At 71.2% G+C, this 26173-nt stretch carries 21 protein-coding genes; 11 read left to right on the top strand and 10 right to left on the bottom strand.

The window, feature by feature from the left end:
• The first annotated feature begins 127 nt into the window (after positions 1 to 127).
• The 3 genes from ACFYYH_RS11105 to ACFYYH_RS11095 are packed head-to-tail and all read left to right on the top strand — an operon-like array spanning position 128 to position 2419.
• Positions 128 to 583, top strand: a complete 456-nt coding sequence (locus tag ACFYYH_RS11105; protein ID WP_388548777.1) for a MarR family winged helix-turn-helix transcriptional regulator — start codon at positions 128 to 130, stop codon at positions 581 to 583.
• A complete protein-coding gene (locus tag ACFYYH_RS11100; RefSeq protein ID WP_388548774.1) occupies positions 580 to 1599 on the top strand; it encodes an ABC transporter ATP-binding protein in 1020 nt (339 codons plus the stop codon). The genes ACFYYH_RS11105 and ACFYYH_RS11100 overlap by 4 nt, the downstream gene beginning before the upstream one ends.
• Complete coding sequence (locus tag ACFYYH_RS11095; protein WP_388548770.1) at positions 1559 to 2419, top strand: ABC transporter permease; 861 nt, start codon at positions 1559 to 1561, stop codon at positions 2417 to 2419. Before ACFYYH_RS11100 ends, ACFYYH_RS11095 begins: the two co-directional genes overlap by 41 nt.
• A 59-nt stretch (positions 2420 to 2478) precedes the next feature.
• Here ACFYYH_RS11095 and ACFYYH_RS11090 read toward each other — a convergent pair whose 3' ends face one another.
• On the bottom strand, positions 2479 to 3120 hold the full coding sequence (locus tag ACFYYH_RS11090; RefSeq protein WP_388548768.1) for a TetR/AcrR family transcriptional regulator: 642 nt from the start codon (positions 3118 to 3120) through the stop codon (positions 2479 to 2481).
• A gap of 218 nt (positions 3121 to 3338) precedes the next feature.
• On the opposite strand from ACFYYH_RS11090, the gene ACFYYH_RS11085 reads away from it, so the two are divergent.
• The 4 genes from ACFYYH_RS11085 to ACFYYH_RS11070 all read left to right on the top strand — a co-directional run bounded on the left by ACFYYH_RS11085 (position 3339) and on the right by ACFYYH_RS11070 (position 7725).
• Complete coding sequence (locus ACFYYH_RS11085) at positions 3339 to 4310, top strand: tetratricopeptide repeat protein (RefSeq protein ID WP_388548765.1); 972 nt, start codon at positions 3339 to 3341, stop codon at positions 4308 to 4310.
• A 619-nt stretch (positions 4311 to 4929) separates the two neighbouring features.
• The gene (locus ACFYYH_RS11080) at positions 4930 to 5568 is read left to right on the top strand and encodes a DUF6230 family protein (RefSeq protein ID WP_388548762.1); all 639 of its coding nucleotides are present in this window, start codon (positions 4930 to 4932) and stop codon (positions 5566 to 5568) included.
• A 296-nt stretch (positions 5569 to 5864) separates the two neighbouring features.
• Complete coding sequence (locus tag ACFYYH_RS11075; protein WP_388548760.1) at positions 5865 to 6407, top strand: DUF6114 domain-containing protein; 543 nt, start codon at positions 5865 to 5867, stop codon at positions 6405 to 6407.
• The gene (locus ACFYYH_RS11070) at positions 6397 to 7725 is read left to right on the top strand and encodes a hypothetical protein (RefSeq protein ID WP_388548758.1); all 1329 of its coding nucleotides are present in this window, start codon (positions 6397 to 6399) and stop codon (positions 7723 to 7725) included. The genes ACFYYH_RS11075 and ACFYYH_RS11070 overlap by 11 nt, the downstream gene beginning before the upstream one ends.
• 148 nt (positions 7726 to 7873) lie before the next feature.
• Here ACFYYH_RS11070 and ACFYYH_RS11065 read toward each other — a convergent pair whose 3' ends face one another.
• Positions 7874 to 9325 carry an aldehyde dehydrogenase family protein gene (locus ACFYYH_RS11065; RefSeq protein WP_388548755.1) on the bottom strand — a complete coding sequence of 484 codons (1452 nt, stop codon included), beginning with the start codon at positions 9323 to 9325 and terminating at the stop codon, positions 7874 to 7876.
• Positions 9326 to 9589: 264 nt separating this feature from the next.
• Between ACFYYH_RS11065 and ACFYYH_RS11060 the strand changes: the two genes are divergently transcribed.
• Positions 9590 to 10426 (top strand): helix-turn-helix transcriptional regulator, encoded by an 837-nt coding sequence (locus tag ACFYYH_RS11060; RefSeq protein ID WP_388548752.1) that lies wholly within the window; start codon positions 9590 to 9592, stop codon positions 10424 to 10426.
• 113 nt (positions 10427 to 10539) lie between these two features.
• On the opposite strand, the gene pyk is transcribed toward ACFYYH_RS11060, so the two are convergent.
• The 3 genes from pyk to pta all read right to left on the bottom strand — a co-directional run bounded on the left by pyk (position 10540) and on the right by pta (position 15562).
• On the bottom strand, positions 10540 to 11970 hold the full coding sequence (pyk, locus tag ACFYYH_RS11055) for a pyruvate kinase (protein WP_388548749.1): 1431 nt from the start codon (positions 11968 to 11970) through the stop codon (positions 10540 to 10542).
• 74 nt (positions 11971 to 12044) lie between these two features.
• Positions 12045 to 13277: an acetate kinase gene (locus ACFYYH_RS11050; RefSeq protein ID WP_388548747.1), complete on the bottom strand. Its 1233-nt coding sequence runs from the start codon at positions 13275 to 13277 to the stop codon at positions 12045 to 12047.
• Positions 13278 to 13486: 209 nt separating this feature from the next.
• Positions 13487 to 15562, bottom strand: coding sequence for a phosphate acetyltransferase (gene pta / locus ACFYYH_RS11045; protein ID WP_388548744.1), 2076 nt, complete (start codon positions 15560 to 15562; stop codon positions 13487 to 13489).
• Between the two features lie 300 nt (positions 15563 to 15862).
• On the opposite strand from pta, the gene ACFYYH_RS11040 reads away from it, so the two are divergent.
• The gene (locus ACFYYH_RS11040) at positions 15863 to 16888 is read left to right on the top strand and encodes an ATP-dependent 6-phosphofructokinase (protein ID WP_388548741.1); all 1026 of its coding nucleotides are present in this window, start codon (positions 15863 to 15865) and stop codon (positions 16886 to 16888) included.
• A 105-nt stretch (positions 16889 to 16993) separates the two neighbouring features.
• Here the strand turns inward: ACFYYH_RS11040 and ACFYYH_RS11035 are convergent, their stop codons facing one another.
• The 5 genes from ACFYYH_RS11035 to ACFYYH_RS11015 all read right to left on the bottom strand — a co-directional run bounded on the left by ACFYYH_RS11035 (position 16994) and on the right by ACFYYH_RS11015 (position 22909).
• Positions 16994 to 17926 (bottom strand): carbohydrate ABC transporter permease, encoded by a 933-nt coding sequence (locus tag ACFYYH_RS11035; RefSeq protein WP_388548739.1) that lies wholly within the window; start codon positions 17924 to 17926, stop codon positions 16994 to 16996.
• The gene (locus tag ACFYYH_RS11030; protein ID WP_388548912.1) at positions 17926 to 18807 is read right to left on the bottom strand and encodes a carbohydrate ABC transporter permease; all 882 of its coding nucleotides are present in this window, start codon (positions 18805 to 18807) and stop codon (positions 17926 to 17928) included. Before ACFYYH_RS11030 ends, ACFYYH_RS11035 begins: the two co-directional genes overlap by 1 nt.
• A gap of 14 nt (positions 18808 to 18821) precedes the next feature.
• Entirely contained in the window at positions 18822 to 20174 is a 1353-nt protein-coding gene (locus ACFYYH_RS11025) for an extracellular solute-binding protein (RefSeq protein ID WP_388548738.1), read from the bottom strand.
• Between the two features lie 105 nt (positions 20175 to 20279).
• Entirely contained in the window at positions 20280 to 20951 is a 672-nt protein-coding gene (locus tag ACFYYH_RS11020) for a response regulator (RefSeq protein ID WP_388548909.1), read from the bottom strand.
• Positions 20952 to 21010: 59 nt separating this feature from the next.
• On the bottom strand, positions 21011 to 22909 hold the full coding sequence (locus ACFYYH_RS11015; protein WP_388548736.1) for an ATP-binding protein: 1899 nt from the start codon (positions 22907 to 22909) through the stop codon (positions 21011 to 21013).
• 137 nt (positions 22910 to 23046) lie between these two features.
• Between ACFYYH_RS11015 and ACFYYH_RS11010 the strand changes: the two genes are divergently transcribed.
• Positions 23047 to 24405 (top strand): cation:dicarboxylate symporter family transporter, encoded by a 1359-nt coding sequence (locus ACFYYH_RS11010; RefSeq protein ID WP_388548735.1) that lies wholly within the window; start codon positions 23047 to 23049, stop codon positions 24403 to 24405.
• A 442-nt stretch (positions 24406 to 24847) separates the two neighbouring features.
• Positions 24848 to 26149 (top strand): glucarate dehydratase family protein, encoded by a 1302-nt coding sequence (locus ACFYYH_RS11005; protein ID WP_388548733.1) that lies wholly within the window; start codon positions 24848 to 24850, stop codon positions 26147 to 26149.
• Positions 26150 to 26173: the final 24 nt, after the last annotated feature.

The following is a 26173-nucleotide window of genomic DNA, read 5'->3' as shown; positions in this document are numbered from 1 at the left end:
CGCTCCCGGTGAGGGGGCGGCCGTCCGTCCGTGTGCGGGGTGGGCGGCCGTCGCCGCGTCCGGGGCGTCTCCTCCTGTCCGGCGCCTCTCTTCGCGGATACCTCTCAGTCAGAGCTAAGCTGGCGATATGACCACATTTGAGTCCCCCGAGTCGCTCGCCGATGTGCTGGCGGGAGTCCAGCGCATGATCCGCAGGCGGCTGCGTGACGGCATGACGGCCCCGCCGCTGCGCGGCGCGCAGGTCGATCTGCTGCGGCTGGTCGCGGCCCGGCCGGGGATCCGGGTGTCGGCGGCGGCCCGGGAGCTGTATCTCGCCGGGAACTCCGTCTCCACCCTGGTCAACCAGCTCAGCCGGGCCGGATATCTGCGCCGGGAGACCGATCCGTCCGACCGCCGGTCCGCGCTGCTGCTGCCCACCCAGGCGGCCACCTCGCGCCTGGCGGACTGGGAGGCACGCCGCTCCGCGCTGGTGCGCGAGCAGGTGGCCCGGCTGACGGACGAGGAGCGCGCCGCCCTGGCCGCGGCCCTTCCGGCGCTGCACACCCTCGCCAGGAACCTGCACGAGGAAGTGGAGGGCGCATGACCGGCACACCCGCTACGACCACCGGTCCGGCCGGTGACGACACCGAGGCCGTGAGCTGCCGCGGACTGGACTACGCGTTCGGCGACACCAAGGCCGTCTCCGACCTCGATCTCTCCGTACGCGCGGGTGAGGTCTTCGGTCTGCTCGGCCCCAACGGCGCGGGCAAGACGACCGCGATCCGCTGCATCACCACCCTGCTGCCCGTGCCCGCCGGCATGGTGCGGGTGTTCGGGCACGACGCGGCCAGGGAGAAGATGGCGGTACGCCGTCTGCTCGGATACGTACCGCAGCAGCTCTCCGCCGACGCCGCGCTCACGGGCCGCGAGAACGTGACGCTGTTCGCCCGCGTCTTCGACGTCCCGCGCCGCGAGCGTGCCGAACGTGTCGAGCAGGCGCTGACGGCCGTCGATCTGACCGGCGCGGCCGACCGGCTGGCCAAGACCTACTCCGGTGGCATGATCCGCCGCCTCGAACTCGCGCAGGCGCTGGTCAGCGCGCCCCGGCTGCTGATGCTGGACGAGCCGACGATCGGTCTGGACCCGATCGCCCGTACCAGCGTCTGGGACCACATCAACGCCGTACGGCGGGCCACGGGCATGACCGTGCTGGTGACCACGCACTACATGGACGAGGCCGAGCAGTACTGCGACCGGGTCGGGCTGATGCACCGCGGCCGGATCCACGCGCTCGGCACCGCCGACGAGCTGAGGAACGAGCTGCGCGAGCGCCGGGCGGCCTCGGGCGGCGCGACGGCCTCGGGCGGCGCGACGGAGAAGGACCCGAAGGGGAAAAGCCCGGCAGGGAAGGAAGCGGCGGGGAAGGAAGCGGCGGGGAAAGGCGCGGCGGGGAAAGGCCCGGCGGCGAAGGACGCGGCGGGGAAGGATCCCGCGCGCGAGGACGCCGTGCCGACGCTGGAGGACGTCTTCCGCGATGTGGCGGGCCGGGGCCTGGACGAGGAGGGAGGCGACTTCCGCGATGTCAGGAGCACGCGCCGTACGGCGTCCCGGGTCGGCTGAGGGCGCGGGACCCGGCCCGCTGGATCTGCTGCTCCAGCCGCCGCGCGCCCGTACCGGCTGGCGGGTGCTGCCCGCCAGGGTCATGGCGATGTGTGTGGTGGAGCTCCAGAAGCTGCGCCACGACAGGACCGAGCTGTACACCCGGGCCGTACAGCCCGCGCTGTGGCTGCTGATCTTCGGTGAGACCTTCACCCGGATCAAGGCCATCCCGACCGGAGGCATCCCGTACATCGACTTTCTCGCGCCCGGCATCATCGCCCAGTCCGCGATGTTCATCGCGATCTTCTACGGGATCATGATCATCTGGGAGCGGGACGCGGGCATCCTGACCAAGCTCCTGGTCACCCCCACCCCGAGAGCCGCCCTGATCAGCGGCAAGGCCTTCGCCTCCGGGGTGAAGGCGCTGGTCCAGGCCGTCGTGGTGATCGTCATCGCGGCGGCCCTCGGGGTGGGGCTGACCTGGAACCCGCTGAAGCTGCTCGGCGTCGCGGTCGCGGTGGTGCTCGGCTCGGCCTTCTTCTCGTGTCTGTCGATGACGATCGCGGGGATCGTGCTGACCCGTGACCGGCTGATGGGCATCGGGCAGGCCATCACCATGCCGCTGTTCTTCGCGTCGAACGCGCTCTACCCGGTGGCGATCATGCCCGGCTGGCTCCAGGTGATCAGCAAGATCAATCCACTGACCTACCAGGTGGACGCCCTGCGCGGGCTGCTGCTCGGTTCGCCGTCCCATCTTCTGCTCGACTTCGGCGTGCTGGCGTTCGCGGCGCTCGTGGGCATCACGGCCGCCTCGTCCCTGCTGGGCCGTCTGGCCCGGTGACCCCCGCCCGCGCGCCCTGGTCACCGTCGTCACCCTGAGTGCCCCTGGGCACGCACCCGTCAGGGTGAGGCGCCGACGGCGGACAGACCGCCCAGCAGCAGGGCCGTGAAGGCGCGCGCCCACTGCCGGTCGACCGGTTCCGCGCTGACCAGGGCGCGGTGGACCACCGCGCCGGCGATCACGTCGAAGATCAGGTCCGCGGTCCTGGCGGCCGTCGCGGTGTCCGGTTCACGGGGGAGTTCGCCCCGGGCCTGGGCGCGCTCGCGTCCCAGGAGCACCAGCCGTTTCTGGCGGTCGACGATCGAGGTCCGGATGCGCCGCCGCAGCGCCTCGTCCCTGGTGGACTCGGCGACCACCGCCATCAGCGCGGTCCTGGCCTCCGGCCGCTCCAGCAGCGCGGCGAACTGGAGCACGACGCCCTCGATGTCGGTGGCCAGACTGTCCGACTCGGGGAGTTCGAGCTCGTCGAAGAGGGCCGCGACCGCGTCCACCACCAGCTCGCTCTTGCCCGGCCAGCGCCGGTAGAGCGTGGTCTTGGCGACGCCCGCCCGGCTCGCCACATCGCCCATCGTCAGTCCGGGCCAGCCCCGCTCCACCAGGGCGGCCCTGGTCGCCTCCAGGATCGCCGCGTCGGCCTGGGCGCTGCGGGGGCGGCCCGTCCGGGGGGTACGCGCGCCGGCGGGACGGCTGTGGCTGCACATGGCGGCGACCATACCGGCCGGTGGAGGAGGTGTTGTGAGCCAGTTCACCGGACAGATCTCCCCTGGGTCCCGGGCGGCGGAGTTACGCTACGAGCCGTAGCGAAAGCCGGTGACAGGCCCGCGACGGCAACCACACGGCACGGGGTGGGGACCCCCTGCCGAACCGCGGTGTACGCACCGCTTTTCTGAAGTACGCGCGGAGGGGGGAGGATGTACTCATGCAGCCTAGGAACATGTCCATGAGCGGCGTCGTCGACCTCGCCGCGGTGAAGGCGGCCAACGAGGCCAAGGCGAAGGCGGAGCAGGCCCGCGCCGAGGCGGCCCGCCATGGGGGCGTCGGCGCCGTAGCCCCGTCCAGTCTGGTGATCGACGTCGATGAGGCGGGCTTCGAGCGCGATGTCCTCCAGCGTTCCACGGAGGTCCCGGTCGTCATCGACTTCTGGGCCGAGTGGTGCGAGCCGTGCAAGCAGCTCAGTCCGGTGCTGGAGCGGCTGGCCCGGGAGTACAACGGCCGGTTCGTCCTCGCCAAGATCGATGTCGACGCCAATCAGATGCTGATGCAGCAGTTCGGGATCCAGGGCATCCCCGCGGTCTTCGCGGTGGTGGCCGGCCAGGCGCTGCCGCTCTTCCAGGGCGCGGCCCCGGAAGCCCAGATCCGCGGGACGCTCGACCAGTTGATCCAGGTCGGGGAGGAGCGCTTCGGGCTGACCGGCATCGCGGTCGACCCGGGCGCGGACGGGGAGGCCCCGGCGGAGACCGTCGTCCCGGCCGGGCCCGACGACGCGCTGCTGGAGGCGGCCGTACAGGCGCTGGACGCCAATGACTTCGCCGGCGCGGCGCAGGCGTACCGCAATGTGCTCTCCGACGACCCCGGCAATACGGAGGCCAAGCTGGGCCTCGCCCAGGCCGAACTGCTCGGCCGGGTGCGGGACATGGACCAGGCGGCGGTGCGCAAGGACGCGGCGGAGCGGCCCGAGGACGTCCGGGCGCAGCTCGACGCGGCCGATCTCGATCTGGTCGGCGGCCATGTGGAGGACGCCTTCGGGCGGCTCGTCGAGACCGTGCGCCGTACGTTCGGCGACGACCGCGAGACGGCGCGGGTCCGGCTGCTCCATCTCTTCGAGGTGATCGGCGGGGACGATCCCCGTGTGACGGCGGCGCGTTCGGCGCTTGCGAGAGTGCTCTTCTGACGGTTCCCCCGGTCTCCGTCCGGGGCGCGGCACCTGAGGCGCGGCCCCTGGTGCCGCACCGCGCGGACGCGGCGGCAGTACGGCGACAACGGCCGCGCTTTACCAAATCTTGGTAAAAGCGGCCGCTGTTACTCGCAGTAAATCGCCCCCCTTGTTCTGTCCGGCTATGGGGGGCCTTCGCCGGTTCTGCCGCACCTGGGGGAGGCACCCTGTGTGGCCGCCCGGCACCGCCGGGTCGACGGCCGGTTATCGGGCCGTTACTAGCCAGTAACGAACCCCCTTGTGTGACGGCCGTGAATGGACCACGATCGGCGACGCTCGGTCCAGTTCCGCACCAGCACGGCAACCAGTCGCGCCGTCGGGACTGGGTCCCCACCGGGCGGACCGGCGGCAGCGCCGCCGGGCCGGACAGGGGGGTTCCTGCCTACCGGCAGGGCCTGTCCAGAGGTTGCGCGAAGGCGTGGCCAGTGGTTGTCGCTCGGGGGTGATCGCCGGTGGTTCCGGGCGCGGTTCGCGCCTTTGGGACAGGCGCTCTCCTTCCCGAGGACGTAGCACTTCTCCCATCCCAGGACGGGCTCCCACCCGATCCGGAGATGTACGTCCGAGAAGGAGGAAATTCATGGAGTCCCAAGTGCGTGGCGGGACCAGATGGAAGCGGTTCGCGGTCGTCATGGTGCCGAGCGTGGCCGCGACGGCAGCGATAGGTGTCGCTCTGGCACAGGGGGCGCTGGCGGCCTCGTTCAGCGTGTCCGGCCAGAGCTTCAAGGTAAGGGCCGACAAGCTGGTCGGTCACGACTTCGTCCAGTACGGCGGTGTCGCCGAGGGAACCGATCTCGAAGGCAACAAGGCCGTCCACCCGGTGGCCGTCTCCGGGTTCAAGTCGGCCGAGATCACGAACATGTGCCAGTCCGTGGTCACCCCGCTGCCTCTGCTCAACACGAGCGTGACGCTGGTGCTGAACGCCGGCAACAAGGGCACGGACATCGAGGCGCAGAACCTCTACCTCGATGTCGAGTCGCTCGACGCGGACGCGGTGTTCGAGAACATCGACATCGGTGTCGCGGCCGGTCAGAACAAGTCGCCCGGTATTCAGAAGGGAACGAAGGCGAACCCGTTCGGCTTCGCCCAGCAGGCCGAGACCGCCACGCTGACCGGCGTGGAGCAGACGGCCTGGGCCACCACCGCGGGCACGTTCAAGCTCCCGGACCTGAGCCTGCGGCTCAAGGTCGGTGACCCCAAGAAGTACGAGTGCTACTAGGTCGTGTTCCGGAAGGAGCGTCGTCCGCCCGCAGGGCGGGCCCCGTGGCCGCCGCGCGGCGGCTGAGGTCACCGCGGCGCGCGCACCGCACGGCGGAGGGCCGCCCGCGTACCGCACGTACTCGGGCGGCTCCCGGCGGCGCGGTGGGCGTGCGTACCGCGCACCGCGGGGTGGACGGGACTTCTGAGACACGGCCTGGGCACTCACCTCGGACGGGCCGTACGGTCCCCGGACTGTCCGGTCCGTCCGGCCCCCTGTCTTCTTTCGCAATACCGCATTCCAGGGAGCTGTTTTCCATGAGCGCCGAGTCCACAGGTTCCCGCGGATTCACCTACTGGCGGTCCCGGTTCCGCGCCTGGCGGGGCAGCCGGCCGTTCTGGGCGGGCCTGTTCACTCTTCTCGGTGGTCTGCCGATCGCCTACTTCCCCTACGCCCAGCTTCATCTCGGCAATCTCACGCTGGCCATGTCCACCACGGCCGGGGCGGGTTCGCTGATCATCGGCGTACTGCTGGTGACCCTGGGCCTGACCATGTGGTTCCACAGCATCGTCAGGGTCTTCGCCGGTGTCGCCGCCATTCTGCTGGCGCTGGTGTCGATTCCGGTCTCCAACATCGGCGGCTTTCTTCTGGGCTTCCTTCTCGCCCTGCTCGGCGGCGCGCTCTCCATCTCCTGGGTACCCGGCAAACCGCCCCGGCCGGCCGCCGATTACGACATCCCCCACCAGGCACCGGAACCCGACAGGGCCGGTGACCCCTTCCCCGTACCGCGCGACGGGGAGGACCCGAACGTGACGGAAACGACTGCCCAGGCCAACGGCGGGAGGAACAGTGCGGGGTGAGGAAACGCAGCGGATCGCGGCCGGAGGCGATGAATCCCGGGTGAAGAGAGGGCCGCGCCACGCGGCCCCGAGGAAATCGCTCCTGACCAAGCTGCACATACCCGCCGGCAAGGCGATGGCGCTCGCGGCCATGCCGACGGCGGTCTTCGTGGGGATGGGGCTCACGCCCCGGCTCGCGCTGGCCGACGACAGCAAGGACATCCCCTTCGCGCCGGGGCCGTGCGTGACGCGCTCGGACGATCCGGACCCGTCCGGTTCGCCGTCGCCCTCGCCGTCGGAATCGGCCTCGGGGTCGCCCTCGCAGGCACCGTCCCCCGGCGAGTCGCCGTCTCCCGGCGAGTCACCGTCGGCCCCGTTGGCACCGGAGCCGGGATCGTCGAAGACCCCGGCCGCGGGCGGACAGGGCACGAAGGCCCCGGAGTCCGGGGACGCCACCGCGCCGAAGGCTCCCTCGGCTCCCGGGTCCGGGACGGCACAGGACCCGGCGAAGCCCAGGAACCCGCTGGACCCGCTGGGACTGGGGGACGCGCTCGGCGACCTCCTCGGCATCCCCGGCAAGGAGGCACCGGCCACCCCGGCGCCGAGCCCCTCGGCCACCCCGCAGAAGCCGGGCGCCGGACCGTCCTCCGAGCCCACGCCGAAGCCGGAACCGGAACCGGAGAAGACACAGCGGCCGGACGGCCCGGGGAGCGGCGCCGCGGCCGGCGCCGAGGACGCCATCAGGGAGGCGGCCGGCCGGGCGGGCGTCACGGTCGAGGAGCTGGACGACGACGCCAAGGGGCTCGGCACCCGCGAGGACGGGGACATCCCGGCGGGCGCGGACGGCAAGGAACCCTTCCCCTGCCCGACCGCCGACCCCGAGGCCCTCGCCGCGGCCGAGGAGGAGCCGGGCATCCCGCTGCTCCCGGACGACCCCTGGACACTGCACAGTTCCCTGCTGACGCTGCGCGGGCTCGACTACCACGGCATCGTGGAGGTGAGGACCGGCAGCGGCAAGGTCAAGAAGGCGCTCAAGTTCACCGCGTCGTCGGTGGACATCGGGAACCTGCACCAGACCGTGGTCTACCCCGAGGGCAGGACGGCCCATGTGAAGGCCCGCCAGGGCTCCACGTCCACGATCCGCGACGGCGAGGTGACGATGTACACCGAGAAGCTGACGGGCAACCTCTTCGGTCTCATCCCCATCACCTTCAGCCCGCAGACGCCGCCCCCGCTGAATGTCCCCTTCGCCTTCTTCACGGAGGCCGAGGTGACCCAGGCGGGCCAGTTCGGCGGCACGCTCACCGTCCCGGGCCTCCAGAACTACCTCACGGACTGACCCCGAACTCCCGGGAGCCGCGGGAAGAACGGTGGCCCGCACCCCTCGACGGGGGTGCGGGCCACCGCCATGTGTCCGGCCCGGGGGTCCGTACGCGGGTGCCTGGACCCGCGTGTGCGGGCGCGGGTGTCCGGCGCGCGGGGGACGGTCACCGCTGGATGGACTTGACCTCCAGGAACTCCGCCACGCCGAAGGCCCCCATCTCCCGGCCGTTGCCGGACTGCTTGTACCCGCCGAAGGGGGCGAGCGGGTTGAACTGGGCCCCGTTCACATCGATCTGGCCCGCCCGCAGCCGTCCGGCGACAGCGAGCGCGTGCTCCCGCTCACCGAACACCGCGCCGTTCAGCCCGTACACCGTGCTGTTGGCGATCTCGACGGCCTGGTCCTCGTCGGCGTACGGGATCACCGACAGCACCGGACCGAAGATCTCCTCCTGCGCGATCACGGCCCCGGGATCGACGTTCGCGAAGATCGTCGGCCGTGCATAGGCGCCGGACTCCAGCCCCTCGGGCTTCCCGGGCCCGCCGGTCACCAGCGTGGCGCCGTCCGCGATCCCCCGCTCGACATAGCCGGTGACCCGCAGCCGCTGGGCCTCGGAGACCAGCGGGCCGAGCCGGGTGCTCTCGTCCGTCGGATCACCGACGGTGTACTCCGCGGCGGCGGCGAGGGCCATCTCGACGATCTCGTCGTGCCGGGAGGCCGGGACCAGCATCCGGCTCCACGCGCCGCAGACCTGGCCGCTGTTGATCCAGGCGTGGGACACCCCGAGCGTGACGGCCTGGACGAGATCGGCGTCACCGAGGATCACATTGGCGGACTTGCCGCCCAGCTCCAGGGCGACCCGCTTGACCGTCTCCGAGGCCACGGCCGAGACGCGCCGGCCGGCCCGGGTCGAGCCGGTGAAGGACACCATGTCGACACCGGGATGCGCGGCGATCGCCTCACCGACGACCGGGCCGGTGCCGTTGACGACATTGAACACACCGGCCGGAAGCCCCGCCTCGGCGGCCACCTCGGCCAGGACGCGCGCGCTCAGCGGCGCCACCTCGGACGGCTTGAGGACCACGGTGTTGCCGGCCAGCAGGGCGGGCACCACCTTGGTGACGGTCTGCTGGAGCGGGAAGTTCCAGGGCGTGATCGCGCCGACGACACCGACCGGCTCGCGCACGATCAGCGAATTGCCGATCTCCTCCGTCCAGGGGAAGTCCGCGGCGAGCCCGGCGACGGCCTCGGTCACCGCGATCGGCAGGCCGGCCTGGGCGAAGCGGGAGAGCTGGATCGGCGCGCCCATCTCGGCGGTGATGGTGGCCGCGATCTCTTCCGTACGGCTCTTCAGCCCCTCGGAGACCCGCCACAGGACCGCCGCCCGCTCGGCGGGGGTGGTCGCGGCCCAGGCGGGGAGGGCGGCCGTCGCGGCGGCGACGGCCCGGTCCACGTCGGCGGCGGTGCCGGCCGCCACGGAGGCGACGACCGCGCCGGTGGCCGGGTTCACCACCTCGATCGTGGCGCCGGTGCCGGGGACGGACCGGCCGTCGATCCAGTGGGCGGGGGAGGGGTAGGTGAAGGCGGTCGCGCTGTCCGTGCCGTTGATGCTGTTCATGGCGCCAGCGTGGCAAGACCGTACGGCCGCAACCAGGGACAACCGGTCCGGTGATCCAGGCCACACCCGGGCGGTCCCGACGCGGACCTCACGGTGCCGCGCGCGTCTGCGACGCTTGATGTCACGGGCCCCGGCCGAGATGTCACGGGCCCCGGCCGAGGCGCGGCGCCGCTGTCACGCCCGTATCCGCCGTCCGGCCGCACCGAGCGGTCCGGCCGCACGGAGAGCCGAGCCGTCCGACCGCACCGAGAGGAGCGTGGCCGTATGAACCGGGCCGCACTCGCCGACTTCCTGCGCACCCGCCGGGAGGCGCTGCAACCCGAGGACGTCGGCTTTCCCCGAGGGCGCCGGCGGCGCACCGGCGGGCTGCGCCGTGAGGAGGTCGCCACGCTGGCCAGCATGTCGGCCGACTACTACAGCCGGATCGAGCAGCAGCGCGGCCCCCACCCGTCCGAGCAGATGCTCACCGCCATCGCCCGGGGCCTGCGGCTGTCCCCGGACGAACGCGATCATCTCTTCCGGCTGGCCGGGTACGCCGTACCACCACGGGTGACCCACGACCGGATCGCCTCCGGCATGCTGCGGATCCTCGACCGCCTCGACGACAGCCCCGCCCAGGTGATGAACCACCTCGGCGAGACGCTCGGACAGAACCGGCTCGCGGTCTCGCTCCTCGGTGACGACATGGGCCGTACGGGACTGGCCCGCAGCCTGGCCTACCGCTGGTTCACCGACCCGGCCGCCCGGCTGCGCCACCCCGAGGCCGACCACGCCGCGCACGGCCACGCCCTCGCGGCCCGGCTCCGTGAGGCCGCCACCCGGGGGAGCGGCGACCCGCGCACCGCCGTCCTGGTCGACGCCCTGCTCTCGGCCAGCGAGGAGTTCGCCGCGATCTGGCGGGAGCACCCCGTCATGAGCCCCTCCTGCCCGCCCAAACGCATCGAGCACCCCCAGGTGGGCACCCTGGAGCTGCACGGCCAGAGCCTGCTGGACCCCGAGCGCTCCCAGACGCTGATGGTCTTCACCGCCGTGCCCGGCAGCGAGAGCGAGGAGAAGCTCCACCATCTCGCCGCCGTCACCGGCCGGCTCGTCCGACCGTGAGGCCGTGAATCCGTGAGAGCGGACCGCCGGACCTACCCAGCGGAACGGCCCGCCGGAAGCCGGCGGGCCGAGAAGCGGGAGGGGTCGGGACGGGTGTGGAACAGGCGGCCGGGTCAGACGCTGTCGGGGCCGCCCAGGTGGTGGACACGGACCATGTTCGTGGTGCCGGGGACACCGGGAGGGGAGCCGGCCGTGATGATCATGGCGTCGCCCTCGTTGTAGCGCTGGAGCTTCAGGACCTCCTCGTCGACCAGGTCGACCATCTCGTCCGTGCTGCTCACCCAGGGCACGATGAAGGACTCCACGCCCCAGCTCAGGGCGAGCTGGTTGCGCGTCGACTCGTCCGTCGTGAACGCCAGGATCGGCTGGGCCGCGCGGTAACGGGAGAGCCGGCGGGCCGTGTCGCCGGACTGGGTGAAGGCGATCAGCGCCTTGCCGCCCAGGAAGTCCGCGATCTCACAGGCCGCGCGGGCCACCGAACCGCCCTGCGTGCGGGGCTTCTTGCCCGGCACCAGCGGCTGGAGGCCCTTGGAGAGCAGCTCCTGCTCGGCGGCGACGACGATCTTCGACATCGTCTTGACCGTCTCGATCGGGTACGCGCCCACCGAGGACTCGGCGGAGAGCATGACCGCGTCCGCGCCGTCCAGGATCGCGTTGGCGACATCGGACGCCTCGGCGCGGGTGGGGCGGGAGTTGGTGATCATCGACTCCATCATCTGGGTCGCCACGATCACCGGCTTGGCGTTGCGGCGGCACAGCTCGATGAGCCGCTTCTGCACCAGCGGGACCTTTTCGAGCGGATACTCGACGGCCAGGTCACCACGGGCCACCATGATCGCGTCGAACGCCGCGACGACGGCCTCCATATTGGCGACCGCCTGCGGCTTCTCGACCTTGGCGATGATCGGGACCCGGCGGCCCTCCTCGTCCATGATCTTGTGCACGTCGAGCACGTCCTGCGCGTCCCTGACGAACGAGAGCGCGATCATGTCGCACCCCATGCGCAGACCGAAGCGCAGGTCCTCGATGTCCTTCTCGGAGAGGGCGGGGACGTTGACGGCCGCGCCGGGCAGGTTGATGCCCTTGTGGTCGGAGATCACCCCGCCCTCGATCACGATGGACTTGACCTCGGGGCCGACGACCTCGACCACCCGCAGCTCGACGTTGCCGTCGTTGATCAGGATCTGGTCGCCCTTGGAGACATCGCCGGGCAGACCCTTGTAGGTGGTGCCGCAGATGGACTTGTCGCCCGGGACGTCCTCGGTGGTGATGGTGAACTCGTCACCGCGGACCAGCTCGACCGGGCCCTCGGCGAAGGTCTCCAGACGGATCTTGGGGCCCTGGAGGTCGACGAGCACGCCCACCGCCTGGCCGGTGTCCGCCGAGGCCTTCCGGACGCGGTGGTACCGCTCCTCGTGCTCCGGGTGGCTCCCGTGGCTCATATTCAGACGGGCCACATTCATTCCGGCCTCGATGAGCGACTTCAGTTGCTCGTACGAGTCGACGGCGGGGCCCAGTGTGCAGACGATTTTGGAACGGCGCATAAGGCGGATCCTATCGGTTTGTTTCCCTGCGGAATATTCCGTCTGGTGGAAGATACAAATGGGCGGCCGGCCGCTCAGGCGATAAGCGTCCGGTCCGTGCCGACGAGGGCGAAGGTCTGCCGCGCGATCTCCAGCTCCTCGTCGGTCGGGACGACGGCCACCACGGTCCGCGCTCCGTCGGGAGAGATGATCCGAGGCTCCCCGGAACGTACGGCGTTGCGCCCCGTGTCCACGGCCAGCCCGAACATTTCCAGACCGGCGACCGCGGCCTCCCGTACCGCCGCCGCGTTCTCCCCGACGCCCGCCGTGAAGGCCACCGCGTCCACCCGTCCGAGGACCGCGCTGTAAGCACCGATGTACTTCTTCAGCCGGTGGATGTAAATGTCGAACGCGAGCCGCGCCCGCTCGTCCCCCTCCTCGATACGGCGCAGGATCTCCCGCATATCGTTGTCCCCGCAGAGGCCGGCCAGACCGCTTTTCTTGTTGAGAAGTTCATCGATCTCATCGACGGACATTCCGGCCACCCGCCGGAGATGGAACGTGACCGCCGGATCGATGTCACCGGAGCGCGTACCCATCACCAGCCCCTCCAAGGGGGTCAGTCCCATCGAGGTGTCCACGCACCGGCCGCCCGCCACGGCCGACGCCGAGGCGCCGTTGCCCAGGTGCAGCACGATCACGTTCACCTCCGACGGGTCCTTGCCGAGCAGTTCGGCGGTCCTGCGGGAGACATACGCGTGCGAGGTGCCGTGGAAGCCGTAGCGGCGGATGCGGTGCGCGTCGGCCGTCGCCGTGTCGATCGCGTAGCGGGCGGCGTACTCCGGCATCGTCGTGTGGAACGCGGTGTCGAAGACCGCGACCTGCGGCAGGTCCGGGCGCAGCGCCCGCGCCGTACGGATACCGCTGAGATTCGCCGGGTTGTGCAGCGGTGCCACCGGCACCAGCCGCTCGATCTCCGCCAGTACGCGGTCGTCGACGACGGCCGGCGCGCTGAACTCCAGCCCGCCGTGGACCACCCGGTGGCCGATCGCCGCCAGTTCGGGGGAGTCGAGACCGAGACCGTCCTGGGCCAGTTCGTCCGCGACCGCCTCCAGCGCCGCCGCGTGGTCCGCGATCCTGCCCGTACGTTCGCGCCTGTCCCCGCCGCCGGAGGCCCGCGGGGTGTGCACGAGCCGGGAGGTCCGCTCACCGATCCGCTCGACCAGACCGACCGCGAGCCGCGAGCTGTCCCGCATGTCCAGGAGCTGGTACTTCAGCGACGAGGAACCGGAGTTGAGGACAAGGACACGGGTGGCGTGCTCGGTCACGGGCTGAGGGCCTTCGGTAGGAGAGGGTGCGGGTGCGGGAGAGGGCGTGTCATCAGGGCCGGAGCCGGAGCCGGTGCCGGGACCGGTGCTCGGGACGGGACCGGGACCGGGACCGGTGCTCGGGTCGGGATCGGGACCGGGACCGGGCGAGGGGACACGGGAAGGGACGCGGGAGGGGACGCGGGAGGGACCGGCCGGGGCGGCGCCGCTCACGCGTGCTCGTCCTGGGCCTGGATCGCCGTGATCGCCACCGTGTTGACGATGTCCTGCACCAGCGCGCCGCGCGACAGGTCGTTGACCGGCTTGCGCAGCCCCTGGAGCACCGGGCCCACGGCCACGGCGCCCGCCGAGCGCTGCACCGCCTTGTACGTGTTGTTGCCGGTGTTCAGATCGGGGAAGATCAGCACGGTCGCCCGGCCGGCCACCTCCGACTCCGGCAGCTTGGTCGCCGCGACGGACGGCTCGACCGCCGCGTCGTACTGGACCGGGCCCTCGATCAGCAGATCCGGGCGGGCCGCGCGCACCAGCTTGGTCGCCTCGCGCACCTTGTCGACATCCGCCCCGGAGCCCGAGGTGCCGGTGGAGTACGAGAGCATCGCGATCCGCGGCTCGACCCCGAACCGGGCGGCGGTGACCGCGGACTGGACGGCGATGTCGGCGAGCTGCTCCGCGTCCGGATCGGGATTGACCGCGCAGTCCCCGTACACCAGCACCTTGTCGGCGAGGCACATGAAGAAGACCGACGAGACGATCGACGCGTTCCCCACGGTCTTGATGATCTCGAAGGCGGGCCGGATCGTGGCGGCCGTGGAGTGCACCGAACCCGACACCATGCCGTCGGCCAGCCCCTCGCGCACCATCAGCGTGCCGAAGTAGTTGGCGTCGGCCACGACGTCGTGCGCCAGCTCCGCCGTCACGCCCTTGTGGGCGCGCAGCTCCGCGTACCGCTCGGCGAACCGCTGCCGCAGCTCCGAGGTGGCCGGATCGATGAGCTGGGCCCCGCCGAGATCGATACCGAGATCGGCCGCCTTCTTCCGGACGAGACCGGTGTTGCCGAGGAGGGTCAGCTCGCACACATCGCGCCGCAGCAGGATGTCGGCGGCGCGCAGGACGCGTTCCTCGGTGCCCTCCGGCAGGACCACCCGGCGACGGTGGGCGCGGGCCTGCTCCAGCAGTTCGTGCTCGAACATCATCGGTGTGACCCGCCCGCTGCGGGCCACCGAGAGCCGGTCCCGCAGATCCGCGGTGTCCACATGGCGCTCGAACAGGCCGAGCGCGGTCTCCGCCTTGCGCGGTGTGTCGGCGTTCAGCTTCCCTTCCAGGCCGAAGAGTTCGGTCGCGGTGGGAAAGGAACGGCCCGGCACCGAGATCACCGGGGTGCCGGGCGCGAGCCGTGCGGCCAGGGTCAGTACCGCGTCGTCCGGCCGTTCGTCGAGGGTGAGCAGCACACCCGCTATCGGCGGGGTGCCGGCGGAGTGCGCGGCGAGGGCGCCCACCACCAGATCGGCCCGGTCACCAGGGGTGACCACCATGCAGCCGGGGGTCAGCGCGCGCAGGAAGTTCGGCAGCATCGCGCCGCCGAAGACGAAGTCCAGCGCGTCCCTGGCCAGGCCCGAATCGTCCCCGAGCAGCACCGTGCCCCCCAGGGCCTGGGTGATCTGGGCGACGGTCGGGGCGGCGAGCGCCGGCTCGTCCGGCAGCACGTAACAGGGCACCGGCAGCCGCGCGGCCAGCCGCTCGGCGATCGCCGCGCGGTCCTCCGGGGCGACCCGGTTGACCACCATGGTCAGTACGTCACAGCCCAGGACCTCGTAGGCGCGATGGGCGTTGCGCGCCTCGGCCCGTACGGACTCGGCGCTCTGGCCCTTGCCGCCCACCACCGCGATCACGGACGCGCCGAACTCGTTGGCGAGCCGCGCGTTCAGCGACAGCTCGTCCGGAAGCTGGGTGGCCGCGAAGTCGGTGCCCAGCACGAGCACGACCTCGTACTCCCGCGCCACCCGGTGGAAGCGGTCGACCAGCCGGGAGACCAGCTCGTCGGTGCCCCGCTCGGCCTGGAGCGCGGACGCCTCGTGGTAGTCGAGGCCGTAGACCGTCGCCGGGTCCTGTGACAGCCGGTAGCGGGCCCGCAGCAGTTCGAAGAGACGGTCGGGGCCGTCATGGACCAGGGGCCGGAAGACCCCCACCCGGTCCACCTGGCGGGTCAGCAGCTCCATGACCCCCAGCTCCACGACCTGACGGCCGTCCCCTCGGTCGATCCCGGTCACGTACACGCTGCGTGTCACGCGTGCTCTCCCGTCCCTGCTCGTGAGATGAACAGCCCGTTAGGGTGGCAATGCCTCTTGACAATACCTCCGGGGGTGGTTAGGCAGCGGGGGCGCACACGGCGTACAACGAGGTGTACGGACGTACACGGCATGGTGTACGAAACGGTCGGCGGCGCGGTCGACAGCACCGCCGACAGCGGGACCGCCCGGCGCGTGACGCCGATCACCCGTGGGAGGATCGGAACAGGCTCATATGTGGTGGGCCGAAGATCGGTCCTCCGGAGAAGTACGGCACTAGCGAGCAGGAGACACAGCACGATGCGTATCGGAGTTCTCACCGCAGGCGGCGACTGTCCCGGCCTCAACGCAGTGATCCGGTCGGTCGTGCACCGGGCCCTGACCGGGTACGGCGACGAAGTCATCGGATTCGAGGACGGGTTCAAGGGGCTGCTCGACGGCCACTTCCGTCCGCTCGACCTCAACGCGGTCAGCGGCATCCTGGCCCGCGGCGGCACGATCCTGGGCTCGGCCAGGCTGGAGCGCGGCCGGCTGCGCGAAGCCGCCGAGAACTGCGCGGAGTTGGCGCAGCGCTACGGGATCGACGCGCTCATCCCGATCGGCGGCGAGGGCACGCTGACCGCGGCCCGGCTGCTCTCGGACGCCGGGATGCCCGTCGTCGGCGTCCCCAAGACCATCGACAACGACATCTACTCGACCGACCGCACCTTCGGTTTCGACACCGCCGTCACGGTCGCCACGGAGGCGATCGACCGGCTCAAGACCACCGCCGAGTCCCATCAGCGGGTGATGGTCGTGGAGGTCATGGGGCGGCACGCGGGCTGGATCGCGCTGGAGTCCGGGATGGCGGGCGGCGCGCACGGCATCTGTCTGCCCGAGCGGCCCTTCGAGGTCGACAGCCTGGTGAAGATGGTCGAGGCGAGGTTCTCGCGCGGCAAGAAGTTCGCGGTCATCTGTGTCGCCGAGGGCGCGCACCCGGCCGCGGGCTCGATGGAGTACGGCAAGGGCGAGATCGACCAGTTCGGCCACGAGCGCTTCCAGGGCATCGGCAACCGGCTCGCGGCCGAGCTGGAGCGCCGGATGGGCAAGGAGGCCAGGCCGGTGATCCTCGGCCATGTCCAGCGGGGCGGTACGCCGACCGCGTACGACAGGGTGCTCGCGACCCGGTTCGGCTGGCACGCGGTGGAGGCCGTGCACCGGGGCGAGTTCGGGGGAATGACGGCGCTCAAGGGGACGGCGGTGGAGATGGTGCCGCTGGCGGAGGCCGTGACGCAGCTCAAGACCGTGCCGGAGAACCGTATGTTCGAGGCGGAGAGCGTCTTCTGACCCGGCGCCTCCCGGGCCCCTGACCCGGCGCCTCCCGGGCCCCTGACCCGGCGCCTCCCGGGCTTCTGATCCGGCCCCTCCCGGGGGATCGCCCCGGCCCGGTGCTCAGCCCTTCACCGCGCCGCCCAGCGCGAAGCCCCCGCCCAGTCGGCGGGAGATCAGGAGATAGAGGACCAGCACCGGCGCCGAGTAGAGGATCGAGAACGCCGCGAGCTGTCCGTAGATCACCGATCCGTAGTTGCCGAAGAAGGTGAAGATCGACACCGAGGCCGGCAACTGGTCGGGCGTGAGGAGCAGCATGAACGGTACGAAAAAGTTTCCCCAGAGCTGGATGAACGTGTAGATCGTCACCACCGTCAGGCCCGGCCCCATCAGCGGGAGCACCACCCGGGTCAGTGTCTGGAGGTGCGAGGCCCCGTCCGTCCACGCCGCCTCCTCCAGCACCGCCGGCACCCCGTCCATGAAGTTCTTCATCAGCCAGATGCAGAACGGCAGTTGGGAGGTGGCGAGAAAGAGCGACGTGCCGTACATGGTGTCCACGAGGTCCACCTGTACGAACAGTCCGTACACCGGCACCATGATCGCCGTGATCGGCAGACACGTCGTGAACAGGATCGTCAGCAGATACGGCCGGTTGAACCGCGACCGGTAGCGGGAGAGCGGATACGCCGCCAGCGCCGCGCACACCACCGCCAGCAGTGTGGCGCCCCCGCACAGCAGCAGGCTGTTGAGCATCGGTGTGAAGGTGATCTCGTCGGTGAGGACCGCGTCGAAGTTCTCCCCGGTGACCGACGAGGGGGCCCGTACCCGCATATCGGCGTCCGCGTCCACCGACGCCAGCACCAGCCAGACCAGCGGCAGCGCGAAGGCCGCCGCGGTCACCAGCAGCGAGGCGTCGGCCGCGAGACGGCCCCGTACCCGGCGGCCCTGTATGGGGCGGCCCCACGTGTGGCGGCCCTGTATGCGGCGGCCCCACGTGCGGCGGCCCTGTATGCGGCGGCCCCGCGCGCGGCTGCCGGGACCGGGGAGCGGCGCCATCAGACCTCCACCCTCATCAGCCGCAGATAGACGAGCGAGAACAACGCCCCGACCAGCAGCAGAAGCAGCGCGACGGCCGTCCCGTAGCCGATGAGGCTCTTCAGGAACGCCTGGTCGTACATGAACACCGGCAGTGTCTGACTGCGGTTGCCGGGCCCGCCCCGGGTCATCGCCCAGATCAGTCCGAAGACCGAGAGCGTGGAGAGGGTGTTGAGCATCAGATTCGTACCGATGGAGCGGCGGATCATCGGCAGGGTGATGTGCCGCAGACGGCGCACCCCGCCCGCGCCGTCGACCTGGGCCGCCTCGGTGATGTCCCGGGGTATCTCGGAGAGCGCCGCCGAGTAGATCAGCATGGAGAACGCCGTGCCGCGCCAGACATTGGCGAACGACACCGCCAGGATCGGCAGGGTGAACAGCCAGTTCTGGGACGGCAGATGGAGCCAGTCCAGGATCGCGTTGAGCGTGCCCTCGCGGCGGAAGAACGCGTAGAGGAGAAACGCCGCGACGATCTCCGGCAGCACCCAGGCGGCGATCACCAGTGAGCCGGTGAGCGTCCGGACGGGCCGGGACGCGGCCCGCATCAGCCCGGCCAGCGCAAGCCCCAGACTGTTCTGGCCGACGATCGAGGAGACGACGGTGAACACGAGCGTCAGCCAGACCGCGTTACGGAAGTCCTCGTCGGCGAAGGCCCGGCGGAAGTTCGCCAGACCGACGAAGTCCGAGGAGGACGAGCCCGTCAACTGGGTGTTGGTGAAGGCGATCCAGACGCAGTAGCCGATGGGACCCGCCAGGAAGAGCAGCAGCAGAAGGGTGGCGGGGGCGAGCGGCAGCCAGCGCCACAGCCGGGGCCCCCGGCGCCGGCCGCCGGCCGCGACCACGCCGTCCCGCGCGCTCACTTGTCGACGACCGCGCCGTCGGTGATGGTCCTGAGCTGCTCGTCGTACTCCCGAGCCGCCTCCGCCGCGGACGCGTCACCCGTCGTGACCTTCTCCATCGCCTCGCCGATCGCGGACGACACCTGGGGATAGACCGGCAGCGCGGGCCGGTAGTGCGTGTGCCGGACCAGCCCGGTGAAGAACTCGATGCCCGGCATGGACGCCAGATAGCGCGGATCGGCCGCCACATCCTCGCGCACGGCGATCTGGGCGCCCACGACATCCCACTTCACCGCGTTCTCGGTGGTCTGCTGTGTCTTGATGAACTCCCAGGCCAGATCAGGGTTCCCGGCCTTCTGCGGGATCGCCCACGCCCAGCCGCCCGACATCGACACCGCGCCCGGGGCCTGCCCGTCCCGCGTCGGCATCGGCGCCTGGGCGAGATCCGTCGCCCACCCCGGCCACTCCTTGGGCCCCTCGTTGATCCAGTTCTGGCCCATCCAGGAGCCGTCCAGGGAGATCGCCAGCCTCCCCTCGGGGAACCACTCGGTGGCGACCCGGGTGCCGACATTCGGGTCGAGCGCGTCCGGGACCTCGGGCCCGAGCTTCTCCCCGTACACCGTCCCCACGAACTCCAGCGCGTCGCGGAAGCCCTGACCGCCCGTCACCCACTTCTGGGCGGCCGGATCGTAGAGGGGGTCCTCGCCCGTCCCGTAGAGGAGCATCTCGAAGCCCTGCATCACCGCGGCCTCGCCGGGGCCCTTGCCGGTGTAGACGTTCAGCGGGATGACCCCGGGGACCTTCTTCTTGACCGTACGGGCCGCGTCCAGCACCTCGTCCCAGTCGCGGGGCCGCCAGTCGGCGGGCAGACCGGCCCTGGCGAAGATCTTCTTGTTGAACCAGAGCCCACGGGTGTCGGTGCCGTCCGGGACGCCGTACGTCTTCCCGTCCTCCGCCTTCGCGGCCGACTTCGCGCTGTCGACGAACCGGTCCCAGGTGTCCCACTTCGCCAGATAGTCGTCGAGGGGGCGCAGATACCCCGCCTTGATGTCCGCGTTGATCCGGAAGGTGTCCTCGTAGACCAGATCCGGGGCGGTCTTGGGGGAGCGCATCATCTGCTGCGCCTTGGTGGCGTAGTCGTTGTCCGGCGCCTGGACGGGGATGAGCTCGACCTTCTTGCCCGGATGCTCCTTCTCGAACTGCCGCTTCACCGACTCCAGATAGGTGTCCTTGAAGCGGATCTTGTTGTCGGTGGAGCGGTTGTACACGACCTTGACGGTGTCCGGATCACTGCCTGAACCGCTGCCGCAGGCGGTGAGGGAACCGGCGGCGAGGGCGGCGACGAGGATGAGCGGGGCGGTGGGGCGCACGGGCACGACCTCCTCTGAGCCACGGGGGGCTGCCCGGCGACCGTAGGACCGGGCCCATATCATGGTCAATCCCCTTGCGGCGACCGGTGGTCGGCGCCCCCCGGCTCAGTGGGTCGCGGAGATCCAGCGGTACTGCAACTCGGGGCGCCCGACCTGCCCGTACTGCGGACTGCGCACCGCGCGTCCGTGGGTGACGAGGTGTTCCAGATAGCGGCGCGCGGTGATACGGGAGATCCCCGCCCTGACACCGGCCTCCGCGGCGGTCAGTCCCGTGGGCGACGCGCGGAGCGTACGGGTCACGGCCTCCAGCGTGGGCGCGCTCAGCCCCTTGGGCAGCGAGGAGGGCTGCGGCGCCCGCAGCGCGCCGAGCGCCCGGTCCACCTCCTCCTGGCCGCTGGCCTCCCCGGCCGCCGCCCGGAACTCCGCGTAGCGGGTGAGCCGGTCGCGCAGGGTGGCGAAGGTGAAGGGCTTCAGGACGTACTGGACGACACCGAGCGAGACCCCCTCCCGCACCACCGCGAGATCGCGCGCCGAGGTCACGGCGATGACATCCGCGTGGTGTCCGCCGGCCCGCAGGGCGCGCAGAAGCTGGAGTCCGTGTCCGTCGGGGAGATAGAGATCGAGCAGGATCAGATCGATGTCCGTACGCTCCAGCAGCCGGGCGGCCTCCGCGCGGGAGTGCGCGACCCCCGCGACGGTGAAGCCGGTCACCCGCGCGACATACAGCTCATGGGCGTCGGCGGCGACCGGATCGTCCTCGACCACCAGCACCCGGATCGGCCCCCGCGCCGGGGGCCCGCCCGGCCCGGGGTGCCTCGGCCCGCCCGCCCCGGCGGTCACCGGACGGCCTCCGTACCGGCGGGCGGCGCGGTGTCCGTCCCGGGGGACGGTACGGCCTTCCCGGCGGCGGCGGCGGCGGACGGTGCGGGCGGCGCGGACGCGGCGTTCCCGGGCGTCCCGGCGGACCCGGCGCTGCCGGGGGCCCCGGCGGTCCCGGCGGTCCCGGCGTTCCCGGCGTTGCCGGGGGCCCCGGCGGCCTCCGAACGGGGGGACGGCAGGACGCCCGCGCCGAGGGGCGACGGCACCGGCCCCGCACCGGTCGCGGCCGGCCGGGCCGACGCGGCCGGCCGGGGTCCGAGCGGCAGCCGTACGGTGAACTCCGCGCCGCCCTCCGCGCCCCGGGTCAGCGACACCGTCCCGTGCGCGCGGTGCACGGCCTGGCGCACCAGCGCCAGCCCGAGCCCGCGTCCCGGGCCGCGGGTCGACCAGCCGCGCAGGAACACCTCTTCCATGTCCCCCGGGTCGACGCCGTCCCCGGTGTCCCGTACGCCGAGCAGCAGTTCACCGCCGGTCGTGCCGTCCGTGCCGTTCGCGGTGTCGTCGACCCGTGCCGTCACCGTCACCCGCGCACCCTCGCCGCCCTGCGCCGCGTCCACGGCGTTGTCGATCAGATTGCCCAGGATCGTCACCAGATCGCGCGGCGCGAGCGTCGTCGGCAGCACACCGTCGTCGATCCGGCTGTCCTCCGCGAGCACCAGCTCCACACCGCGCTCGTTCGCCTGGGCCGCCTTCCCCAGCAGCAGCGCCGCGAGCACCGGCTCGGCGACCGAGCCCACCACCCGGTCCGTGAGCGCCTGGGCCAGCTCCAGCTCCGCCGTGGCGAACTCCACCGCCTCCTCCACCCGGCCCAGCTCGATCAGCGAGACGACCGTGTGGAGCCGGTTGGCGGCCTCGTGCGCCTGGGAGCGCAGCGCCTGGGTGAACCCGCGCTCCGAGTCCAACTCGCCCGACAATGCCTGGAGTTCGGTGTGGTCCCGCAGGGTGATGACCGTGCCGCGCTGCTCCCCGCCCACCACCGGCTGGGTGTTGACGACCACGATCCGTTCGGCGGTCATATGGACCTCGTCCACCCGGGGCCCGGAGGCGAGCAGCGCGCCGGTGAGCGGTGCGGGCAGCCCCAGCTCGGCGACCGGACGGCCCACCGCGGAGTCGTCCAGACCGAGCAACTCCCGGCCGGCGTCGTTCATCAGGGCGATCCTGCGGCCGCCGTCGAGCATCAGCAGGCCCTCGCGCACGGCGTGCAGCGCGGCCTGGTGGTAGTCGTGCATCCGGCTCAGCTCGGCCGCGTTCATGTTGTGGGTGTGCCTGCGCAGCCGGGCGTTGACGACATAGGTGCCCACCCCGCCGAGCACCAGCGCCGCGCCCGCCACCAGCGCCAGCACCTTGACCTGCTGGGTCACCTCGGAGGAGATCCGGTCCACGGTGATGCCCACGCTCACCAGCCCGGTGATCCTCCCGTTGTCCCTTACCGGTGTGACCGCCCGGATCGAGGGCCCGAGCGTGCCGGTGTAGGTCTCGGTGAACGTCTCACCGCGCAGCGCCGGAGCCGTACGGCCCAGAAAGGGCATACCGATCTGCGCCGGATCGGGGTGCGTCCAGCGGATCCCCTCCGGGGTCATGATCGTGATGAAGTCGATCCCGGTGTCGCGCCGCACCCGCTCCGCGTACGGCTGGAGCAGCGCCGAGGGATCGGACGTACGGATCGCCTCCCGTACAGAGGGCGAATCGGCCAGTGCGTACGCGGTGGCCAGAACTTGCTTGCGTGCGGTCTCGGCCGCGTGGGCACGACCCGTGATGTACGCGAAGAGCGCGCACCCCGCCACGACCGCGGCGACCAGCACGACCTGCATGGCGAAGAGCTGGGCCGCGAGGCTGCGAGGACGGGGCAGATGCATGGGGCAAGTCTGCATCGCCGCATTCACATGAACGAAATGAACGTAACCGTGACCAGGGTCACATGCTGGTGGATAGTCGCCGGGACCCCCTCGGGACAGGGACGGGGGAATCGCACGGAACGAGTCAAGGAGGACCCGTGGCCGCACGCCGGGACCGCACCCATTATCTGTACATAGCGGTGATCGTCGCCGTCGCACTCGGCATTCTGGTGGGCTTCGCGGCTCCCGGTGTGGCCGTCGAGCTGAAGCCGATCGGTACCGGCTTCGTCAATCTCATCAAGATGATGATCTCGCCCATCATCTTCTGCACCATCGTGCTGGGCGTCGGATCGGTGAGGAAGGCCGCGAAGGTCGGCGCCGTCGGCGGACTCGCCCTCGGCTACTTCCTGGTGATGTCGACCGTCGCCCTGGCCATCGGTCTGGTCGTCGGCAACATCCTGGAGCCCGGCTCCGGTCTGCACCTCACCGAGGCCGCCCGTGACGCGGGCGCGGCCCAGGCGGACGGCGCGAGCGAGTCCACCGCGGACTTCCTCCTCGGCATCATCCCGACGACGCTGGTCTCCGCCTTCACCGAGGGCCAGGTGCTCCAGACGCTGCTGGTCGCCCTGCTGGCGGGCTTCGCGCTCCAGGCGATGGGCTCGGCGGGCGAGCCGGTCCTGCGTGGCATCGGTCACATCCAGCGGCTGGTCTTCCGGATGCTCGCGATGATCATGTGGGCCGCGCCCGTCGGCGCGTTCGGCGCGATCGCGGCGGTCGTCGGCGAGACGGGTATCGACGCGCTGAAGTCGCTGGCGATCATCATGATCGGCTTCTACATCACCTGTGTGATTTTCGTCTTCGTCATCCTGGGCCTGCTGCTGCGGCTGGTCGCGGGTGTGAACATCCTCTCGTTGCTGAAGTACCTCGGCCGCGAGTTCCTGCTGATCCTCTCGACGTCCTCCTCGGAGTCGGCGCTGCCGCGGCTCATCGCGAAGATGGAGCACCTGGGTGTCAGCAAGCCCGTCGTCGGCATCACCGTGCCGACCGGCTACTCGTTCAACCTGGACGGTACGGCGATCTATCTGACGATGGCCTCGCTCTTCATCGCCGAGGGCATGGGCAACCCGCTTTCCATCGGTGAGCAGATCTCGCTGCTGCTGTTCATGATCATCGCGTCCAAGGGCGCGGCGGGTGTCACCGGCGCGGGTCTGGCGACCCTCGCGGGCGGTCTCCAGTCGCACCGGCCCGAACTGGTCGACGGCGTGGGCCTGATCGTCGGTATCGACCGCTTCATGAGTGAGGCCCGCGCGATGACGAACTTCGCGGGCAACGCGGTGGCGACGGTTCTGGTCGGCACCTGGACCAAGGAGATCGACCGGGGCCGGGTGGACGAGGTGCTGGCGGGCCGGATCCCGTTCGACGAGAAGACCCTGGTCGACGACGGCCACGGCGAGGCCCCGGCGTCGGAGCCGGAACCCCGTACGGAGAAGACGGAGAAGACCACCGCCGCGGTCTGACCTTTCCCCTCGTCCCGGTCCGACCCCGTCCCCCCACCGCGGTCCGAACCGTCCCCCCACCATGACCCCGGCCGGGGCCACCCCCCTCCACCCCGGCCCCTCCCGAGACCGGCCCGTACGGAGACGCTTCCGTACGGGCCGGTCTCCCTTTTTCACCCCCTCCGGCGCGGCGGGCGGGGCGGGGCGGAAGAGGGCCCCCGGCGCGGCTCGACCGCGGCCGCGGATACCGGGGCCAGTGGTACGCACGCCGGTGGACGCACACCGGTGGCACGCGCGCCAGTGGCACGCGCCCGCGCGGGGGCGTTGACGCGCGACGTCCGTCTCCCTAGCCTCCATTCCTGTACGTAGATGGCATCCACATAGGGAGACGATCAGGGGGCGGCAGCCACCGCGGTCCCGCCGCGCCGCCGATCGTCGGGACCCGAGACCGACGGAGTGCTCCATGGCTGATCCGATCATCACCGAGGTCCGTCTCACGCCGATCCTGGTGACCGACCCGCCGCTGCTCAACACCCAGGGCGTGCACCAGCCGTACACCCCCCGGCTGATCGTGGAGGTGGTCACGGCCGACGGGGTGACGGGTGTCGGCGAGACCTACGGCGACACCAAGTACCTGGAGCTGGCACGGCCGTTGGCCGACCGTCTCCCCGGCCACCGGGTCACCGACCTCAACGGCCTGTTCGCGCTGGCCGGCGGGGTGGCCGTCGACTCCTCCCGGGTGGACAACTCCGTCGACGTCGGCGGGCTGCGGGGCGTACAGACCGCCGACAAGCTGCGGCTGTCGGTCGTCTCCGCCTTCGAGGTGGCGTGTCTGGACGCCTGGGGCAAGTCCGCCGGCCTGCCCGTGCACGGACTGCTCGGCGGCAAGGTCCGCGACCGGGTCGAGTACGGCGCGTATCTCTTCTACCGCTGGGCCGAGCACCCGGGCGGCGCGGGGGAGACCGACGACTGGGGCGCCGCCGTGGACCCGGCCGGGGTGGTCGCCCAGGCCGAACGCTTCGCCCGCGACTACGGTTTCACCTCCTTCAAGCTCAAGGGCGGGGTGTACGAACCGGCCGAGGAGGTCGCCGCGATCCGCGCCCTGGCCGAGCGCTTCCCCGGGCAGCCGCTGCGCCTGGACCCCAACGGCGCCTGGTCCGTGGAGACCTCGCTCCAGGTCGCCGACGAACTGCGCGAGATCCTCGAATATCTGGAGGACCCCACCAGCGGTACGAAGAACATGGCCGAGGTCGCCGCACGCGCCCGTGTCCCGCTCGCCACCAATATGTGCGTCACCACGTTCGCCGAGATCCCCGAGGCCTTCACGACGGACGCGGTCCAGGTGGTGCTGAGCGACCACCACTACTGGGGCGGTCTGCGCGCCACCCGTGAACTGGCCGCCGTCTGCCGCACCTTCGGTGTCGGCCTGTCCATGCACTCCAACACGCATCTCGGGATCAGCCTGGCCGCGATGACGCATGTCGCCGCCACCGTCCCCCATCTCGACCACGCCTGCGACAGCCACTACCCCTGGCAGACCGAGGACGTCATCACCGATGCCTCGAAGGAGCGGCTCACCTTCACCGACGGTCACCTCGTCGTCCCGGACGCACCCGGCCTCGGGGTCGAACTCGACCGGGACCGGCTCGCCGTGCTGCACCGGCGCTGGCTGGACGACGACGGCACTCTGCGCGACCGTGACGACGCGGCCGCGATGCGGGTCGCCCACCCGGGGTGGACCACCCCCGCCGTCCCGCGGTGGTGACCTCCGGGGGCCGGAACCCGCGAT

This window comes from Streptomyces sp. NPDC002018 (assembly GCF_042890865.1).
Classification (GTDB): domain Bacteria; phylum Actinomycetota; class Actinomycetes; order Streptomycetales; family Streptomycetaceae; genus Streptomyces.
Note: the sequence above shows the minus strand (reverse complement) of the source record. Positions and strands in the feature narration are given on the sequence as shown.

What these genes read in the sequence shown, in the direction of transcription:
- ACFYYH_RS11015 (WP_388548736.1), bottom strand. Translation starts at nt 22,909, where the DNA reads ATGCATCTGCCCCGTCCTCGCAGCCTCGCGGCCCAGCTCTTCGCCATG.
- ACFYYH_RS11080 (WP_388548762.1), top strand. Translation starts at nt 4,930, where the DNA reads ATGGAGTCCCAAGTGCGTGGCGGGACCAGATGGAAGCGGTTCGCGGTC.
- ACFYYH_RS11005 (WP_388548733.1), top strand. Translation starts at nt 24,848, where the DNA reads ATGGCTGATCCGATCATCACCGAGGTCCGTCTCACGCCGATCCTGGTG.
- pyk (WP_388548749.1), bottom strand. Translation starts at nt 11,970, where the DNA reads ATGCGCCGTTCCAAAATCGTCTGCACACTGGGCCCCGCCGTCGACTCG.
- ACFYYH_RS11065 (WP_388548755.1), bottom strand. Translation starts at nt 9,325, where the DNA reads ATGAACAGCATCAACGGCACGGACAGCGCGACCGCCTTCACCTACCCC.
- ACFYYH_RS11095 (WP_388548770.1), top strand. Translation starts at nt 1,559, where the DNA reads ATGTCAGGAGCACGCGCCGTACGGCGTCCCGGGTCGGCTGAGGGCGCG.
- ACFYYH_RS11105 (WP_388548777.1), top strand. Translation starts at nt 128, where the DNA reads ATGACCACATTTGAGTCCCCCGAGTCGCTCGCCGATGTGCTGGCGGGA.
- ACFYYH_RS11035 (WP_388548739.1), bottom strand. Translation starts at nt 17,926, where the DNA reads ATGGCGCCGCTCCCCGGTCCCGGCAGCCGCGCGCGGGGCCGCCGCATA.
- ACFYYH_RS11100 (WP_388548774.1), top strand. Translation starts at nt 580, where the DNA reads ATGACCGGCACACCCGCTACGACCACCGGTCCGGCCGGTGACGACACC.
- ACFYYH_RS11060 (WP_388548752.1), top strand. Translation starts at nt 9,590, where the DNA reads ATGAACCGGGCCGCACTCGCCGACTTCCTGCGCACCCGCCGGGAGGCG.
- ACFYYH_RS11085 (WP_388548765.1), top strand. Translation starts at nt 3,339, where the DNA reads ATGCAGCCTAGGAACATGTCCATGAGCGGCGTCGTCGACCTCGCCGCG.
- ACFYYH_RS11040 (WP_388548741.1), top strand. Translation starts at nt 15,863, where the DNA reads ATGCGTATCGGAGTTCTCACCGCAGGCGGCGACTGTCCCGGCCTCAAC.
- ACFYYH_RS11075 (WP_388548760.1), top strand. Translation starts at nt 5,865, where the DNA reads ATGAGCGCCGAGTCCACAGGTTCCCGCGGATTCACCTACTGGCGGTCC.
- ACFYYH_RS11090 (WP_388548768.1), bottom strand. Translation starts at nt 3,120, where the DNA reads ATGTGCAGCCACAGCCGTCCCGCCGGCGCGCGTACCCCCCGGACGGGC.